A 16,722-nucleotide genomic window follows, 5' to 3' on the forward strand; every position below is an offset into this window, starting at 1 on the left:
TATTTTTACACCATGCAAGACATAATTAAAAATCTTCCAAAGCAGGCCAAAGATAAGCATAACGAAAACAAAAAATTCTTCGCTAAACTAAAAAAGAAGCCACCTAAGAACCTTGATTATGTCATGCAAGAATTGCACGATGCCGAATTTGAACGCACAGATTGTTTAGACTGTGCAAACTGTTGCAAAACGACTGGGCCACTGTTTACAGATAAAGATATTGACAGAGTTTCTAAGCACTTTAGAATGAAACCTCATCAATTTATTAGTAATTATCTGCGGGTAGATGATGATAACGACTATGTGCTTCAAAGTGTTCCTTGTACTTTTTTAGGTGCCGACAATTATTGTTCGATATATGATGTACGCCCAAAAGCCTGTAGAGAGTTTCCTCATACTGATAGAAAAAAGTTTCAGCAGATTTCAAATTTAACTTTAAAAAATGTAACTATATGCCCTGCGGCTTTCAATATTGTTGAGGAAATGAAAAAAAGAATAAAATAGATATGTTCAATTTCGTCAAACATTTTCTATTGAAAGTTAATTCACAAAAATAGCTTCTAGTTGATCGCCCAAATCAAAAATTGGTACTTGAGATAAGTTTGTAAGAATAGAAATAACAATGCGTTCTTCAGGGTAAATTAGTAGTAAAGTTGATGCACCAATGCCACTACCAGAATGACTATACCTAGGTGTTTTCTTTTTAGTTTTATCGATGCTAAAACCAACACCATAATAAACCATTTCTCCAGATTCTAAAACTTGAGGTTTTAATAATTCTTGAAGCGTTTCTTTTGAAACTATTTTTGGAAATATTATTTCATTTCCAAACCGGATTAAATCTTCTGAAGTAGATAGAAATCCACCACCTGCAACTTTAAATTCGTTATTTACCTCAGGGCCAAGAACAACTTTGTTTGCTTTGTTTTTAATATAAAACTGAGTTCTATTAGGCATAATGGAATTTGAATTATCAATGGTTGAAGTATTCATATTTAATGGATTAAAAATGACGGTTTTCACGTAGGTACTAAAACTAGTATCTGCAACCGTTTGAATAACTGCACTCAATAAACTATAGCCATAAGTACTGTATTTATAACTGCTTAGCGGTTTGTAAAGTAGCGAATCTTCATTGAAAATGTTGAGCCCTTCAGTAATAGTTAACTTTTTATTTAAATTGAATTCGTTGCCATTGTAATGTCGAATACCAGCTGTGTGACCTCCAATTTGTCGAATAGTGAAATCGTATTTTTTCTTTGGGTAATCTGGTAGATATTTATACAAACTACTATCAAGGTGAACTTTACCTTTGTCAATTAAAGTTCCCAAGGTTATAGCTGTTACTGGTTTAGAAATACTAGCAATTCTAAATTGAGTGTTCCTAGTTACTTTGGAGTATGTTTTTAGATCTGAAAACCCAAAACTTTGAGACCAAATTAACGCACCATTTTTGGAAACAGCTATTGACATTCCAGGGATGTCATTCTTTTTAATAAAAGCTAAAGCATAATCTGAAGCAGAAACAGGTTTTGGCCTAAAATTTTCACTAGGTGTTTTACATGAAAAAATGAAATAAACTAGAAATAGGGCTAAAATTTGACTTTTCATATAGTTGAAAACTTATTTATAAATTAAATATTTCTCCCGAACCTTTTTAAAATTTTCTAGGTCTTTTTTCCATGTTTTTCTAATTTCTTCTTCGGTTAACCCTGCTTCTATTTGGCTTTTTAAAATGTCGTTGCCGGCATGAATATTCCAAGTAGGTCCAAAAAAAGTTTTCTCTTTTGGTGTTTTTTTATAGGCATCTAAGACATACTTTAGAGTAAATCGGTTTAATTTAGATTCATTTCTTAAATCTATACCGTAACATTTCTCACCATTAAATCTAGGATGTTTTGCTCCTTCATTGGATTTGGGTATAAAACTAAACTCACTTTTTGGAAAGAATGGTGCGCCATAAAGTTGCATCTGAGAATCAGTACCACGTCCGGCATTAATTGGTGTGCCTCTAAAGATATCTAAACTTGGATATAAATTTATAGCCTTACCATTGGGTAAATTAGGGCTTGGTTTAATTGGTAAGCTATAGCTTAAACTATGATCGTAATTTCTCAAGGGAATAACTTCATAATCACATTTAACACGATTATCAAGCCATTTTTCGCCATTAATCATTTGTGCATATTCGCCAATAGTCATACCATAAACTAGTGGTACTGGATGTAAGCCAACAAAACTTTTGAAATTAATATCTAAAACTGGACCATCTATGTAATGACTATTAGGATTCGGTCTATCTAAAACTATTAAAGGAATGTTATTTTCAGCACAGGCTTCCATAATATAATGCAGCGTTGAGAGATAAGTGTAAAAACGAACGCCAACATCTTGAATATCAAAAATTAAAATGTCTAGATCTTTTAAATGCTCTATTGAGGGTTTTTTAGTTTTTCCATGTAAAGATATAATTGGTAATCCTGTGTTTGAATCAAATTCATCGTTTAAATGTTCTCCTGCATCTCCAATACCTCTAAATCCATGTTCTGGAGCAAATACTTTTTTTACATTAACATTAAGTGAAATTAGAGAATCCACTAGATGAGTGTATTTATTTTCATCTCTAAAAATAACACTGGTTTGATTTGCTACAATACCAATTCGTTTTCCTTTTAATAAAGGTAGATATAGTTTAGTTTGATTTGCACCAACAATTATTTTTTTATCATCTTTAGTTTGTTTTAGGCTCTCACTAATATTTAAAGTTTCTGTGCCTATATTTTTGCTTTCAGTCTTTGCTGAATTTGCACAAGAAATCATTACTAAAACAGTCCCGATAATTATAGGGAAAACTGTATTTTTGAAAATATTAAACCGCATATTAAGTTTGAATTACGAGTATTTTATAGCTAAACGCATTATTGGTAGTAAAGCGTATAAAAGTAGTATTTCGGCACCAATAATAAAAATTGGCATCGCCGCAATTGCTATTGGTATAATTGTGATGATGATTGCTATAGCAACGGGTATTGGTTTACAGCAAAAAATACGCGATAAAGTTGTCGCTTTTAATGGACATGTAACGATTACCAATTACGATAGTAACAATTCGCAAGAAACAATATATCCAATTTCTAAAAATCAAGAATTTTACCCAGAGTTTAAGTCGGTTGAAGGAATAAAGCATATACAGGCTGTAGCTACCAAATTAGGAGTTATTCGTACTGAGACAGATTTTGAAGGAGCTATTTTAAAAGGTGTTGATGCTAATTATAATTGGGATTATTTTAAAGAATTTTTAATTGAAGGGAGACTTCCAGATTATTCAGCCAAACGAAATGAAGAAGTTTTAATATCTCAATATTTGGCTAACAGATTAGGATTTAAGTTGAATGACAAGTTTCAAATGGTATTTGCCAAGAGTGACCTAGGTAAGTCTCCGAATATTATTACATATCATATCGTTGGTATATATAACTCTGGATTTCAGGATTTTGATTCAACTTATATTATTGGAGATTTAAGACATTTACAACGAATTAATAAATGGGAAAAAGATCAAATAGGCAATTTTGAAGTGTTTATAGACGATTTTGATAATATTGAACGAAAAACTATTGAAATTTATCAAAATACGCCGTCATTGTTAAATACTCAGGCGATTACAGATAAGTTCTACTCCATTTTTGAGTGGATTAAAATATTTGATAAAAATATTTATGGTATCATAGGTATTATGATACTAGTAGCAGGAATAAATATGATAACGGCTTTACTTGTTTTAATATTAGAGCGTACTCAAATGATTGGGATTTTAAAAGCTTTAGGGAGTAATAATTGGAGTGTACGCAAGTTGTTTTTATACAATGCTTCTTACTTAATAATATTGGGTTTGTTTTGGGGTAACCTTATTGGTTTGGGCCTTTTGTTTGCTCAAAAATACTTTAAACTAATTCCACTAGACCCTAGTGTTTATTATGTAACGGAAGCTCCGGTATATATAAGTTTAAGTTATATAGTTGCATTAAATGTTGGTACATTACTATTGTGTCTCTTAATGTTACTATTACCTTCGTATATTATCACTAAAATATCACCTGTTAAAGCTATAAGATTTGATTAAATATGGAATACGCAAATAACATACTTGAAACAATTGGAAACACACCGCTTGTTAAATTAAATAAGTTAACAATGGATCTTCCATGTTTGGTTTTATCGAAATATGAAACCTTTAATCCTGGTAATTCTACTAAAGATAGAATGGCTTTAAAAATGATTGAGGATGCTGAAGCCGATGGACGATTAAAACCTGGAGGAACCATAATTGAAGGGACTTCTGGAAATACGGGAATGGGTTTAGCCTTAGCAGCTATAGTTAAAGGCTACAAAATGGTCTGTGTTATTAGCGACAAGCAAAGTAAGGAGAAGATGGATATTTTACGAGCAGTAGGTAGCAAGGTAATCGTTTGTCCGACTAATGTAGAACCAGAAGACCCTAAGTCTTATTACTCAACTTCAAAAAGACTTGCTGAGGAAACTCCGAACTCTTGGTATGTTAACCAATATGATAACCCAAGTAACGCAAAAGCTCATTACGAAAGCACTGGACCTGAAATTTGGAAGCAAACAGATGGAAGGGTGACACATTTTGTAGTTGGTGTTGGTACAGGTGGAACCATCTCTGGAGTTGGAAAGTATTTAAAAGAGCAAAACCCGAATGTGAAAGTTTGGGGAATTGATACTTACGGAAGTGTTTTTAAGAAATACCACGAAACAGGTCTTTTTGATGAAAATGAAATCTATCCTTACATTACCGAAGGTATTGGTGAGGATATTTTACCAAAGAATGTTGATTTTAGTGTTATAGATGGTTTTACAAAAGTAACGGATAAAGATGCTGCTATTTATACCCAAAAACTTGCAAAAATAGAGGGTATGTTCCTTGGTAATTCAGCAGGAGCAGCTATAAAGGGATTATTACAATTAAAAGAGCACTTTAAAAAGGACGACGTTGTTGTTGTATTATTTCACGACCATGGAAGTCGTTATGTTGGTAAAATGTTTAATGATGAATGGATGCGTGAGCGCGGGTTTATAGATGATGAAATGACTTCTGCTGAAGATATAGTGTCTAATCATTCTGAAAGACCATTAATTACTGTAAAAACGGAAGAATTAGTCTCTCATGCAATCGAACGTATGAAAAAGTATAAGATATCTCAAATACCAGTTGAAGATTCTAATGGTTTTGTTGGAGCTATTGATGAAGCCGATTTGTTGCGAAAATATATAGAAAATAAAGATATTTCAGATTTACCAATAAAGGAGGTGATGCACAAGCCGTTTCCTATTGTTGAAAAAAACACACCTATTGAAGCGATTTCTAAATTGATTCACAGAGACAATAATGCAGTTTTGGTAAAGTTAGATGACAACAATTATCAAATTATAACCAAGTACGATATTATTAGTGCATTATAGATTTAGTTGAGGTTTATTAGTATCAATTATTATTAAGATTTTAAGTTATTGGGTTCTTATTTCCATTTAGGAAAAGGAATATCTATTTCGAATAATAAGGCGTACATTCGCAGCTTAAATAATATGGAGATGGTATTTTCACAATAAATTGTCATCTCAAGATACCCAATAATGGGTTTACTAAACAATTTTTATGTCATTTCAATCTTTAGGCTTGTCCGAAGCCTTGCTAAAAGCAGTTAGCAAAAAAGGATACACAACCCCAAGTCCAATTCAACAAAAAGCCATTCCTCCAGTTTTAGAAGGTAAAGATGTATTAGCATCGGCACAAACAGGAACTGGAAAAACGGCAGGTTTTACATTACCACTTTTACATATTCTTTCGGAAAACCCAAAAGAAAAGTACAGACCCATTCGTGCTTTAATTTTAACTCCAACACGAGAATTGGCGGCACAAGTCTATGCCAATGTTAGAGAGTATAGCGAATTTTTAAATTTAAGAAGTACGGTAATTTTTGGAGGTGTTAATCAAAAACCTCAAGCTGCAACCATTCGTCAAGGTGTCGATATTTTAGTAGCTACTCCAGGACGTTTATTAGATTTACAAAATCAAGGTTTATTATCACTTAAGCGTGTTGAGATTTTTGTTTTAGATGAAGCTGATCGTATGCTTGATATGGGTTTTTTAAGAGATATTGAAAAAGTAATCAAATCTATGCCAGAGAAACGTCAGAATTTGATGTTTTCGGCAACGTTTTCAAAAGATATAAAGAAATTAGCGCATGGTATTTTAAACTACCCTGTGCAAGTTGAAGCCACACCTGAAAACACGACTGTTGATGCTATATCTCAGAAAGTATACAGAGTGGCTAAAGGCTTAAAAACGGGCTTGATTATTAAGTTAATTTCTGAGGGTAATTGGAAACAAGTCTTAGTATTTAACAGAACAAAACATGGAGCGAATAAGCTTTGTGAAAAAATGATTAAAGCTGGAATAACTGCTGCGGCTATTCATGGTAATAAAAGTCAAGGTGCAAGAACTAAAGCATTAGCTGGTTTTAAAAACGGTCGTGTTCGTGTTTTAGTAGCTACGGATATTGCAGCTCGTGGATTAGATATTCCATTATTACCACATGTTATCAATTTTGAATTACCTAATATCTCTGAAGATTATGTGCATAGAATTGGAAGAACAGGTAGAGCAGGAGCAAGTGGAGAAGCTATATCTTTGGTTAGTGCTGATGAAACTTCTTTTTTAAGAGATATTGAAAAGTTGATAGAAATGAAATTGCCTGTTGAAGTTGTAGCGGGTTTTGAGCCAGATCCAAATGCTTCAACAGCACCAATAAAGCAAGGACAAGGTAGACAAAATAGAAACTCAAGAAATTCTAATAAATCTGGAAATTCTAACAGAAATTCTAATAGAAATAGTAATTCAAGACGTCCCAAACGAAGTAACGACAGACGAAAATAGAAGGTAAAAGCGTGCAAAAAAAGCTAAAGGATAAAATCAAAGAAGTTTGCGATAAGAAGATTGCTTCTAAAGGCGATAATGTAGGTGTATCATTTTATGCTTTTTTCAAAAATAAAAATGACAATCCAGAATTATTAATGGAAGCTGCTACTTGGTGGATTAAAACACACAAGCTAGACCATTTTGAAAAGGCTGTAAAAATTAAAAGTCTAGTTGAAAATTTATAATGGAATCGCAACCTAATAATCCACTTCATGGCATAAAGTTAGAGCAAATCATAAATGATTTAGTTGCACATTATGGATGGGAATATATGGGCTATAACATAAAAATAAAATGCTTTACAGATAATCCTTCGGTAAAATCTAGCTTGAAATTTTTACGAAGAACACCTTGGGCGAGAACAAAGGTTGAGAATATGTACTTAAAGATGTTGAAGAGTAAGATATAGTTTTTAGAGAAGTTCGTTTAACATGTTCCTTTAGTTTGTCTCTCATTACATTTAACTAATAAGAATAAAGAACATAAGAAGGGGATAAGGTTAGTATATTCCGTTAAATCAAGTCTTCGACAACATCATTGGTAACCATATCTCTTAATAGCCCGTAGTAATTGCAATTGCTATAAATACTAAAGCTAAAATCATACTAATAATGAATAATGGTAAGACAAGCTTGAACCATTTTTCAAAAGAGACTTTGGCAAAACCTAGCATAGCCATCAATACTCCATTTGTTGGAATAATAAGGTTTGAAAGTCCGTCACCTAAAATATATGCAAGTACGGCAGTTTGGCGAGATATACCTAATATATCTGACATTGGTGTCATCAAGGGCATAGAGACCAAGGCTTGACCAGAAGCGGATGGAATGAAAAAATTTAGTGTTGATTGGAAAAATAACATGCCTTCAGCCGCGATAATTTTTGGCATTGACATAAGTACGTCACTGGCGTTGTAAAGTATGGTGTCAATAATCATCCCTTCTTCAAGCACTACAGATATACCGCGTGCTACACCAACAACTAAGGCAGGAACAATCATAATCTTAAGACCTTTTGTAAATGCAGCCATAGACTCATTACCAGACATACCTGCAATTTTGGCTATGATAATTAAAATTCCAATAAAACATGCACTCATTTCTATTAATCCCCATCCAATTGTTTGTACAGCCACTAGTATAGCAGCATAAGACAGAATAAAAAAGAGAAGAATATATATGTGTTTTATTTCTAAGTTTTCTTTCTCAAACGATCCAAATTCATCCAAATTGAAGGGGTCATTTTTCATCAAACTAAGTGAAGGCTTTTTCTTTATTTTATCTCCATATCGCGAAATGAAATAGAAACCAATTGCTGCATAGACTACATATAAAACTAGTCGAAAACCTATTCCAGACCCTATTGGCAGTTCTGCAATAGTTTGGGCAATCTGTACGGTAAATGGATTGGTTACACCAGAACTCCAACCTAAATAGACGGGTACACTTAATAAGGCAAAACCAAATAGACGGTCGTAACCTAAACTCTTGGATAGGAAAAGAAAAACAGGAACTAGGGCTATGGTTTCAGATGCTATTCCCATAAATGATGAACCCGAGAAAATTGTCATGTAGATTAAAAAAAGAAGCAATTTAGGTCGGTTCTTAAACTTTGCAATCAATGAAAATAGAAATGCATTAATAGCACCTGTTTGCTGAATTAACGTAAAAAGAGCTCCAATAATGAAAACATAAAACACAAGTATGGCTGAGTCTCCTAAACCTTTTGGTATGGCACTAAGAATGCCAAGGACAGAAACTGGTGAGGACTTTCTCTCGATGTTTTCACCAATTAGAGTCGCTTTTAATGAATAAAACTTGGGAATCTCTTTATAACTATTAGGTACAACAACAGTTTGCGTCATACTACCATAATCTTTTGTTACTCTTTCGAAACTGCCACTAGGTATTACATAAGATAGTAAAGAGCAAATTATTATAATCCAAAAAAGGAATATAAAAACATGAGGGATTTTAAAGTTTTTCATTGGTTAATGGTTAGTTATAATGAAGAATGATGCTTTAAATATATGAAATCGTTTAAATATTTTATATCAACAACCAAACGATTGTATCTCTTTTTCCCGACAAATTTAAGCTAAGAATTATACATGTGTTTCAATCCTTCATAAACAACAATGCTTACTGCATTAGCTAGGTTTAAACTTCGAACGTGTTTACTATATAAAGGAATTTTAAAAAGTTTATCTGAGTGTTTTTCAATAATAGATTTTGATAAGCCCACGGACTCTTTTCCAAAGACTAAAAACATATCATCTTCAAATGGAATATCCCAATGATTTTTTGAACCATAACTAGAAAGAAAAGCCATGGTTTTATCTTTATTTATCTTGAAAAATTCCTCAATATTTTCATAATAAGTAATCGAAAGATGTTGCCAATAATCTAACCCTGCTCGTTTTAATCGGTTATCGTCAATGGTAAATCCAAAAGGTTTAACCAAATGTAAATGTGAGCCTGAAGCTAAAGCTAGTCTTCCTATATTACCAGTGTTATTAGGAATTTCAGGTTCAATTAAAACAATATTAAGCGTCATTGTTTTTTACAATTTTTAATATAATCAACCAAATTAGTAAAATAAATGGGGAACCATGTAATAAGAGATCAAACCAATCCATTAGTTGCATGCCTTCTGCACCTCCCAAAAGCCATTTTAATTTTCCCCAAATATGAGGTTCTGGCAAAAAAGGTGCAAGACCTAAAGTTAAACAGAGTAATAGAACAATTTTAAAATCTTTAAAAAGCTTCAATGTTTTTAATTTATAATAGAATTCACAAATTTGTCAATAGAATCAATACCTTCATTAGTCACATACTTTACAAAAGCACTACCAATAATAGCACCTTTTGCATATTGCGTAGCTTGGGTAAACGTTTCATTATTACTAATTCCAAAACCGATAATTTGTGGATTCTTTAATGTCATTTTTGAAATACGCTCAAAGTATTTGGTTTGTTCGTCTCCAAAACCTGATTGCGCACCAGTTGTACTCGCACTACTTACCATATAAATAAATCCGTTTGAAATGGAATCAATATATCTAATACGTTCATCGCTAGTTTGTGGTGTAATTAGGAACATATTTATCAATCCATATTTCTCAAAAACAACTTGATAATGGTCATGATAAACATCTACGGGTAAGTCGGGAATAATTAAACCATCAATACCGATTTCTTGACATTTTTTACAGAAGGCCTCAACACCATATTGTAATATTGGATTGAAGTACCCCATGATAATTAAAGGGATGTTAACGGTTTGCCTAATGTCTTTTAACTGATTAAAAAGCACCTTGGTAGTCATACCATTTTTTAATGCCTTGGTAGAACTATCTTGAATAGTTGGTCCGTCGGCTAAAGGATCACTAAAGGGTAATCCAATTTCAATCATATCAACACCGTTTTTTTCTAAATTTTGAATGATAGAAACGGTATCATTAATTTCTGGATAACCTGCTGTGAAATATATAGATAGTAACTTTTTATCTTCTTGTAATTTTTGATTAATTCTGTTCATTGTAAATGAATAGTTTTTTTATTCCCTCGAAGGAGGGAATCTTTTAATTTTTGGTTTAAATATATTCTGAAAAGATCTTTCCAATCTGGGTTCAATCCATTAATTAAATTAATCTTCCATTCTCGATTCCACTTTTTTATTTGTCTTTCTCTTTTAATAGAATTGTTTACGTATTTTGTTGTTTCAAAATATACAAGCTTGCCAACATTGTATTTTCCAGTAAAACTTTTTAAACTATTGTTTTTATGTTGTTTCAATCTTTCTTTTAATTGTTTTGAACGTCCTACATAAAGAACTGTATGATTTTGATTGGTTAATATGTAGATGTAATGAACGTCCATATTCAATTTATGAGATTTCCGCCTTTGCGGAAATAAAAAAATTATATACCGAAATACTCTATATAATTTTCTAAATCCTTATCGCCACGACCAGATAAACTAACCACCACGATATCGTCAGCATTAAACTGCTTCTTGCCAAAAATGGCTAATGCATGGGATGTTTCAATGGCAGGAATAATACCTTCTAATTTTGAAAGTTCTAAACCGGCCTCCATAGCATCACTATCTGTAATAGACATAAATTTTGCACGCCCAGTTTTTGATAAGTGCGCATGCATTGGGCCAACACCAGGGTAATCTAATCCTGCCGAAATAGAGTAAGGTTCAGTAATTTGTCCATCTTTGGTTTGCATTAACAATGTTTTACAACCATGGATGATACCTTCTTTTCCTAAAACAGAAGTAGCTGCACTTTCGCCAGAATCCACGCCTAAACCTGCAGCTTCAACAGCAATAATACTAACATCTGGCTCATGTAAATAATGGTAATAGGTACCAGCAGCATTACTTCCTCCACCAATACAAGCCACAACATAATTAGGGTTTTCTTTACCTGTTTGTTCTTTTAATTGCCATTTTATTTCTTCTGAAATAACAGCTTGAAAACGCGTTACCATATCAGGATAGGGGTGTGGGCCGATGGCAGAACCTATGATATAATGTGTATTTACAGGATTGTTAATCCAATCTCTAATCGCTTCATTAGTAGCATCTTTTAGCGTTCTACTTCCTGATAATGCAGGCACCACTTTAGCACCTAACATTTTCATTCGGGCTACGTTTGGTGCTTGTCTTGCAATATCAATTTCCCCCATGTATACAATACACTCAAGTCCCATTAAGGCACAAACTGTGGCTGTTGCAACACCGTGTTGTCCGGCACCAGTTTCAGCAATAATCCTTGTTTTACCTAAACGTTGTGCCATCAAAATCTGACCTATAGTATTATTGATCTTATGTGCTCCTGTATGGTTTAAGTCTTCTCGCTTCAAATATATTTTGGTGTGATATTTTTCAGAAAGGCGTTTGGCAAAATATAGGGGAGAAGGACGACCAACATAATCTTTAAGTAATTGGTTGAACTCCTTTTGAAATTCAGGTTCAGCCATAACTTTTAAGTAGTTTTGACGTAACTCTTCTACATTTGGGTATAGCATTTCTGGAATGAATGCACCCCCAAATTCACCGTAATAGCCTTTTTCGTTTACGTTATAGTTCATAACATATTCTTTTTTATTATCTAAAACCTCGTTGAGGTTATTTTTAAATTCTTTTAAAATTGAAATGTCTTTTAATCCTGGTTCTATTTCAAATTTACTATTTACATCTAGGGCATAGCAATATTTTGACGCCTTACTGTCGGTAAATTCTTTGATGCCTTCTATTTCATCAATACCAATACCGCCACTTAAAAAGAATGGTTTAGTTGATGGATACTTACTTAATACACTCCAATCAAATTTATAACCATTACCACCTGGGAGCTTCCCTTTAGTGTCGAAGAGAAAGTAATCACTAGCATTTTCATAAGGTTTTATTACACTGAAATCAAATTCATCTTTAATTGAAAATACTTTTACGATTTCGATATTTTCATTTTGAAGTTGTTTACAATATTCTTGAGATTCTTTGCCATGTAATTGAACCACATTCAAATTGTGTTTACTAATTTTTTCAAGAACAAAATCTAAATCGGCATCAACAAAAACACCTATTTTTTTAATTGAGTTTGGTAATTCTGGAATTATTGGCGCACAATAGTGTCGCGCGGATTTTTCATAAAATATAAACCCAAGATAGTCAGGTTGCAATTGAGCAACTTGTTTAATATTATCTTGGTATTTCATGCCACAAACCTTTAATTTCATACTTCTAAAGTATTAATGAATTCGGTTGCACTTTTCCCAGGATTATCAGTTTTCATAAAGTTTTCCCCAATTAAAAAACCTTGATACCCATAGGGTTGTAATTCCTTGATGGCTTCAATATTGCTAATGCCACTTTCTGATACTTTAACAAAATCATTTGGAATTAGATTGCTTAGGCTTTTACTGGTTTCTAAACTAACCTCAAAGGTTTTTAGATTCCTGTTATTTACGCCTAACATGTCTAAACTGGGCATAACTGCTTTATGTAGTTCTTCTTCGTTATGAACTTCTAAAAGCACATCTAAATTTAGACTCTTAGCAAATTGAGAAAATTTTATTATTTCATTTCTATTTAGAATGGCTGCTATTAAAAGAATAACATCTGCACCATAAGCCTTAGCTTCCAATAATTGGTATTCATCTATAATAAACTCTTTTCTTAATAATGGTAGATTACAACTTGCTCTTGCAGTTAGTAAATCGTCTAAAGAACCACCAAAATATTTACCATCCGTTAAAACAGACATCCCACAAACACCAGCATCTTCATAACCTTTTGCGACATCTTGAACGTTTAATGTATTATTAATTACAGATCTTGACGGCGAACGTCTTTTATGTTCTGCTATAATACCAGATTTACAATTACGTAAATTATCGGAAAGTGAAAACGTTTGTCTTTCAAATAAAACAGATTGCTCTAATTGAGACACAGGTATTAATCTTTTTCTAAGTTTAACCTCCTTGCGTTTATCTAATGTTATTTTGTCTAGTATATTCATTATTAACTTAACTCAATCAATTTATCCAAACTCGCTTTTGCTTTACCAGAAAACAAGGATTCTTTGGCGATTTCAAATCCTGCTTGATGCGAAATTTGCTTTGTGGTTGCTATTGCTAACCCTGCATTTGCGCAAACTACATTGTTTTGTGCTTCTGTGCCTTTACCCCTAATAATATCAACAAAGGTATTCGCTGCATCTTTTACAGTATTTCCTCCAAAAATGGCATCCTGTTTAATTTTAGAAAGCCCCAAATCTTCTGGTGAAAATAATTTTTCTGTATGATTGGAAACAATTTTTGCTTTTCCTGTTAAAGAAATTTCATCATAGCCATCTAAGGCATAAACAATATTGTAATTTGTTTCTGTATTTTGATATATAAAACTATATAATCGCAAAAGCTCTAAACTAAAAACGCCTAGCATTTGGTTTTTTGGAAATGAAGGATTAACCAAAGGCCCCAGCATATTGAAAAAGGTTTTAACGCCTAATTCCCTTCGAATAGGAGCAACGTTCTTCATTGCTGGGTGAAATAATGGTGCGTGCAATATGCATATTCCAGCTTTATCCAGACATCGTCTTAAAAAATCTTCATTATTTGAGAATTTAACGCCTAAATACTCCATAACATTTGAAGATCCAGAAGTTGATGATACACCATAGTTACCATGTTTGGAAACGTTAACGCCAGCACCTGATGTTATAAAAGAGGATAATGTTGAAATATTGAATGTGTTTTTACCATCTCCTCCAGTACCTACTATATCAACTGCATTAAATTCGCTGAGGTTTATGGGTACGCAAAGTTCTAAAAGGGCATCTCTAAATCCTTTTAATTCTTCGATAGTAATACTTCGCATCATGAAGATAGACAGGAAACATGTTATCTGGCTTGTGTTATACATATCGTGGGATATGTTAATAATAACTTGTTTAGCCTCATCAGTTGAGATGGTTTCGTGATTTATTAATCTATTAAGTATGTTTTTCATCTTTGCTAAGGACTAATTATTAACCCAATTCTCTAATATTTTCTTTCCATCTGGGGTTAAAACAGATTCAGGATGATATTGAACTCCTCTAACATCATATACCTTATGTCTTAAAGACATCACTTGGCCGTTGGCATCAAAAGAAGTAGCTTCTAAACTTTCTGGTAATTCTGGATTTACTACCCACGAGTGGTAACGTCCAACTTCGATGTTTTTACTTAATCCTTTAAAGATATATTCATCGTCAACACTTAGAGTTACGTTAGTAGCTACACCGTGGTATACGTTTTCCAAATTTATTAATGAACCTCCGAAAACTTCACCTATTGCTTGTTGACCTAAACATACACCTAATATGCTTTTAGTTGGAGCGTACTTTTCAATAATAGCTTTAAGCAAACCTGCTTCATCTGGGATTCCAGGACCAGGAGATAAGACTATTTTATCAAATGGCTCAACTTCTTCTAAAGCTAATTTATCGTTTCTTACAACGGTTACATCACAATTTAAATCCTCTAAATAATGAACAAGATTGTATGTAAAACTGTCGTAATTGTCTATAACTAATACTTTCTTCATCTTAAATATCTTCTGCTAATTTAATAGCTTTAGTTAATGCCCCTAACTTATTGTAAACTTCTTGTAATTCGTTTTCTGCATCAGATTTTGAAACCAATCCTGCACCTGCTTGCCAATTTAGTTGGTAATCTTTACTTAAAAAAGTACGAATCATAATGGCATGATTAAAATTACCATCAAAATCCATAAAACCTATCGCCCCACCGTAATAACTACGGCTTGTTTTTTCATAATCTTCAATAAGTTGCATAGCTCTATGCTTTGGTGCGCCACTTAAAGTTCCTGCTGGAAATGTATCTGCAACAACTTGCATGGTAGAGGTAGTATCGTGTTTTAGTCCAGTAACTTTACTTACCAAATGAATAACATGGGAGAAAAACTGAACTTCACGATACGTTACCACTTTCACATCGCTTCCATGTCGGCTTAAATCGTTCCTGGCTAAGTCTACAAGCATCACATGCTCAGCGTTTTCTTTATCGTCTTTCTTTAGTTTTTCAGCTAGAACCTCATCTTTTTGTTCATCTCCGGTTCGTTTAAAAGTTCCTGCAATAGGATGAATTTCTGCTAACCCATCATCTACAATTAGTTGTGCTTCAGGTGAGCTACCGAAGATTTTAAAATCTCCATAATCAAAATAGAATAGGTAGGGTGAAGGGTTTATACTTCTTAAAGCTCGGTAAATATTAAAGTCATCGCCGGTATATTCTTGAGAAAAACGTCTTGATAATACAAGTTGAAAAACATCTCCGCGTTGACAATGCTTTCTGGCTACTTCAACATGCTCTCTAAACTCATCATCCGTTAGGTTAGATTTAATATCTCCTTTTGAGTTAAAGTTATATGATGCAAAATTTTGAATATTAATAAGCTTATCTATAGCATCAATGTTATTAGGCGTTCCGTCATAGCAATGAGCAAAAATATAAGCTTCATTCTTGAAATGGTTAATAGCTATGATGTTTTGATACACCGCATAATACATATCGGGGATAACCACAGAATTCTCCTTTTTACTAATTTGAACATCTTCAAAATATCTTACAGCATCATATGAAGTATAACCAAAAATGCCATTATTAATGAATTTGAAGTTTTCTTTAGATTTAGCTTCAAACCTTTTAGTAAATTGATGAATTTCGTTAGCTACATTTACATCTTTTGTTATTTCTAGTTCTGTTGAACTTCCATCAGGAAAAGTTTGAAAAATCACTTCGTTTTCCACTTTTATTGATGCAATAGGGTTGAAGCAGATATATGAGAAATTCTTATGACTTCTATGATAGTCCCCACTTTCCAACAAAATACTATTAGGGTATTTGTCGCGTATTTTATAATAAACGGTAACTGGTGTGATAGTATCTGTTAAGATTCTTTTGTTATGTGTGTAAAGGCTGAATTTTTTCATAATAAAAAAGGCTTGTCGTGAATGACAAGCCTTTTGGATATTTTAATTTTTAAATATACTAGGGTTTTACTTCACGAATATTAGTTTCGAAAGCACCACCACCAAGTATTGTTTAAAATCGTATTCATAAATTTGTTTGATAGGGTCAAATATAGAAATGAAAATGTAACTACACAAAAGTTTGTGTTATTTTTTTAAATAAAAAAGCT

General features: G+C 32.8%; 18 protein-coding genes and 1 pseudogene. 6 read left to right on the forward strand and 13 right to left on the reverse strand.

The window, feature by feature from the left end:
- The first annotated feature begins 12 nt into the window (after positions 1–12).
- Positions 13–504: a YkgJ family cysteine cluster protein gene (locus AC2D6V_RS14600; protein ID WP_484649598.1), complete on the forward strand. Its 492-nt coding sequence runs from the start codon at positions 13–15 to the stop codon at positions 502–504.
- Positions 505–540: 36 nt separating this feature from the next.
- Here AC2D6V_RS14600 and AC2D6V_RS14605 read toward each other — a convergent pair whose 3' ends face one another.
- Entirely contained in the window at positions 541–1,611 is a 1,071-nt protein-coding gene (locus AC2D6V_RS14605) for a serine hydrolase domain-containing protein (RefSeq protein ID WP_484649600.1), read from the reverse strand.
- Positions 1,612–1,623: 12 nt separating this feature from the next.
- The gene (locus tag AC2D6V_RS14610) at positions 1,624–2,880 is read right to left on the reverse strand and encodes an exo-beta-N-acetylmuramidase NamZ family protein (RefSeq protein WP_484649602.1); all 1,257 of its coding nucleotides are present in this window, start codon (positions 2,878–2,880) and stop codon (positions 1,624–1,626) included.
- A 7-nt stretch (positions 2,881–2,887) separates the two neighbouring features.
- Between AC2D6V_RS14610 and AC2D6V_RS14615 the strand changes: the two genes are divergently transcribed.
- The 5 genes from AC2D6V_RS14615 to AC2D6V_RS14635 all read left to right on the forward strand — a co-directional run bounded on the left by AC2D6V_RS14615 (position 2,888) and on the right by AC2D6V_RS14635 (position 7,409).
- Positions 2,888–4,123 (forward strand): ABC transporter permease, encoded by a 1,236-nt coding sequence (locus tag AC2D6V_RS14615; protein WP_484649920.1) that lies wholly within the window; start codon positions 2,888–2,890, stop codon positions 4,121–4,123.
- A gap of 2 nt (positions 4,124–4,125) precedes the next feature.
- Positions 4,126–5,484 carry a pyridoxal-phosphate dependent enzyme gene (locus AC2D6V_RS14620; RefSeq protein ID WP_484649605.1) on the forward strand — a complete coding sequence of 453 codons (1,359 nt, stop codon included), beginning with the start codon at positions 4,126–4,128 and terminating at the stop codon, positions 5,482–5,484.
- A 193-nt stretch (positions 5,485–5,677) separates the two neighbouring features.
- On the forward strand, positions 5,678–6,958 hold the full coding sequence (locus tag AC2D6V_RS14625; RefSeq protein ID WP_484649607.1) for a DEAD/DEAH box helicase: 1,281 nt from the start codon (positions 5,678–5,680) through the stop codon (positions 6,956–6,958).
- A gap of 11 nt (positions 6,959–6,969) precedes the next feature.
- Positions 6,970–7,185, forward strand: coding sequence for a DUF6500 family protein (locus AC2D6V_RS14630; RefSeq protein ID WP_484649610.1), 216 nt, complete (start codon positions 6,970–6,972; stop codon positions 7,183–7,185).
- On the forward strand, positions 7,185–7,409 hold the full coding sequence (locus tag AC2D6V_RS14635; protein WP_484649612.1) for a VF530 family protein: 225 nt from the start codon (positions 7,185–7,187) through the stop codon (positions 7,407–7,409). The genes AC2D6V_RS14630 and AC2D6V_RS14635 overlap by 1 nt, the downstream gene beginning before the upstream one ends.
- A gap of 144 nt (positions 7,410–7,553) precedes the next feature.
- Here the strand turns inward: AC2D6V_RS14635 and AC2D6V_RS14640 are convergent, their stop codons facing one another.
- The 11 genes and pseudogenes from AC2D6V_RS14640 to AC2D6V_RS14690 form a co-directional block, all read right to left on the reverse strand.
- Entirely contained in the window at positions 7,554–8,987 is a 1,434-nt protein-coding gene (locus tag AC2D6V_RS14640; RefSeq protein ID WP_484649615.1) for a YfcC family protein, read from the reverse strand.
- A 110-nt stretch (positions 8,988–9,097) separates the two neighbouring features.
- The gene (locus AC2D6V_RS14645) at positions 9,098–9,556 is read right to left on the reverse strand and encodes a tRNA (cytidine(34)-2'-O)-methyltransferase (RefSeq protein WP_484649617.1); all 459 of its coding nucleotides are present in this window, start codon (positions 9,554–9,556) and stop codon (positions 9,098–9,100) included.
- Positions 9,546–9,770, reverse strand: a complete 225-nt coding sequence (locus AC2D6V_RS14650) for a hypothetical protein (RefSeq protein ID WP_484649619.1) — start codon at positions 9,768–9,770, stop codon at positions 9,546–9,548. Before AC2D6V_RS14650 ends, AC2D6V_RS14645 begins: the two co-directional genes overlap by 11 nt.
- A gap of 5 nt (positions 9,771–9,775) precedes the next feature.
- Entirely contained in the window at positions 9,776–10,540 is a 765-nt protein-coding gene (trpA, locus tag AC2D6V_RS14655) for a tryptophan synthase subunit alpha (RefSeq protein ID WP_484649622.1), read from the reverse strand.
- The gene (locus tag AC2D6V_RS14660) at positions 10,537–10,881 is read right to left on the reverse strand and encodes a GIY-YIG nuclease family protein (protein ID WP_484649627.1); all 345 of its coding nucleotides are present in this window, start codon (positions 10,879–10,881) and stop codon (positions 10,537–10,539) included. Before AC2D6V_RS14660 ends, trpA begins: the two co-directional genes overlap by 4 nt.
- Before the next feature lie 41 nt (positions 10,882–10,922).
- Complete coding sequence (trpB, locus tag AC2D6V_RS14665; protein ID WP_484649924.1) at positions 10,923–12,104, reverse strand: tryptophan synthase subunit beta; 1,182 nt, start codon at positions 12,102–12,104, stop codon at positions 10,923–10,925.
- Positions 12,105–12,155: 51 nt separating this feature from the next.
- Positions 12,156–12,752: pseudogene (locus AC2D6V_RS14670) on the reverse strand (phosphoribosylanthranilate isomerase); the annotation flags it as partial.
- On the reverse strand, positions 12,749–13,534 hold the full coding sequence (gene trpC / locus AC2D6V_RS14675) for an indole-3-glycerol phosphate synthase TrpC (RefSeq protein WP_484649630.1): 786 nt from the start codon (positions 13,532–13,534) through the stop codon (positions 12,749–12,751). The pseudogene AC2D6V_RS14670 and the gene trpC, both read right to left, overlap by 4 nt.
- A 2-nt stretch (positions 13,535–13,536) precedes the next feature.
- Complete coding sequence (gene trpD / locus AC2D6V_RS14680) at positions 13,537–14,526, reverse strand: anthranilate phosphoribosyltransferase (RefSeq protein ID WP_484649632.1); 990 nt, start codon at positions 14,524–14,526, stop codon at positions 13,537–13,539.
- A gap of 12 nt (positions 14,527–14,538) precedes the next feature.
- On the reverse strand, positions 14,539–15,105 hold the full coding sequence (locus tag AC2D6V_RS14685) for an anthranilate synthase component II (RefSeq protein WP_484649634.1): 567 nt from the start codon (positions 15,103–15,105) through the stop codon (positions 14,539–14,541).
- A gap of 1 nt (position 15,106) precedes the next feature.
- A complete protein-coding gene (locus tag AC2D6V_RS14690; RefSeq protein WP_484649636.1) occupies positions 15,107–16,513 on the reverse strand; it encodes an anthranilate synthase component I family protein in 1,407 nt (468 codons plus the stop codon).
- Positions 16,514–16,722: the final 209 nt, after the last annotated feature.

Source organism: Algibacter sp. YIN40, assembly GCF_057219435.1.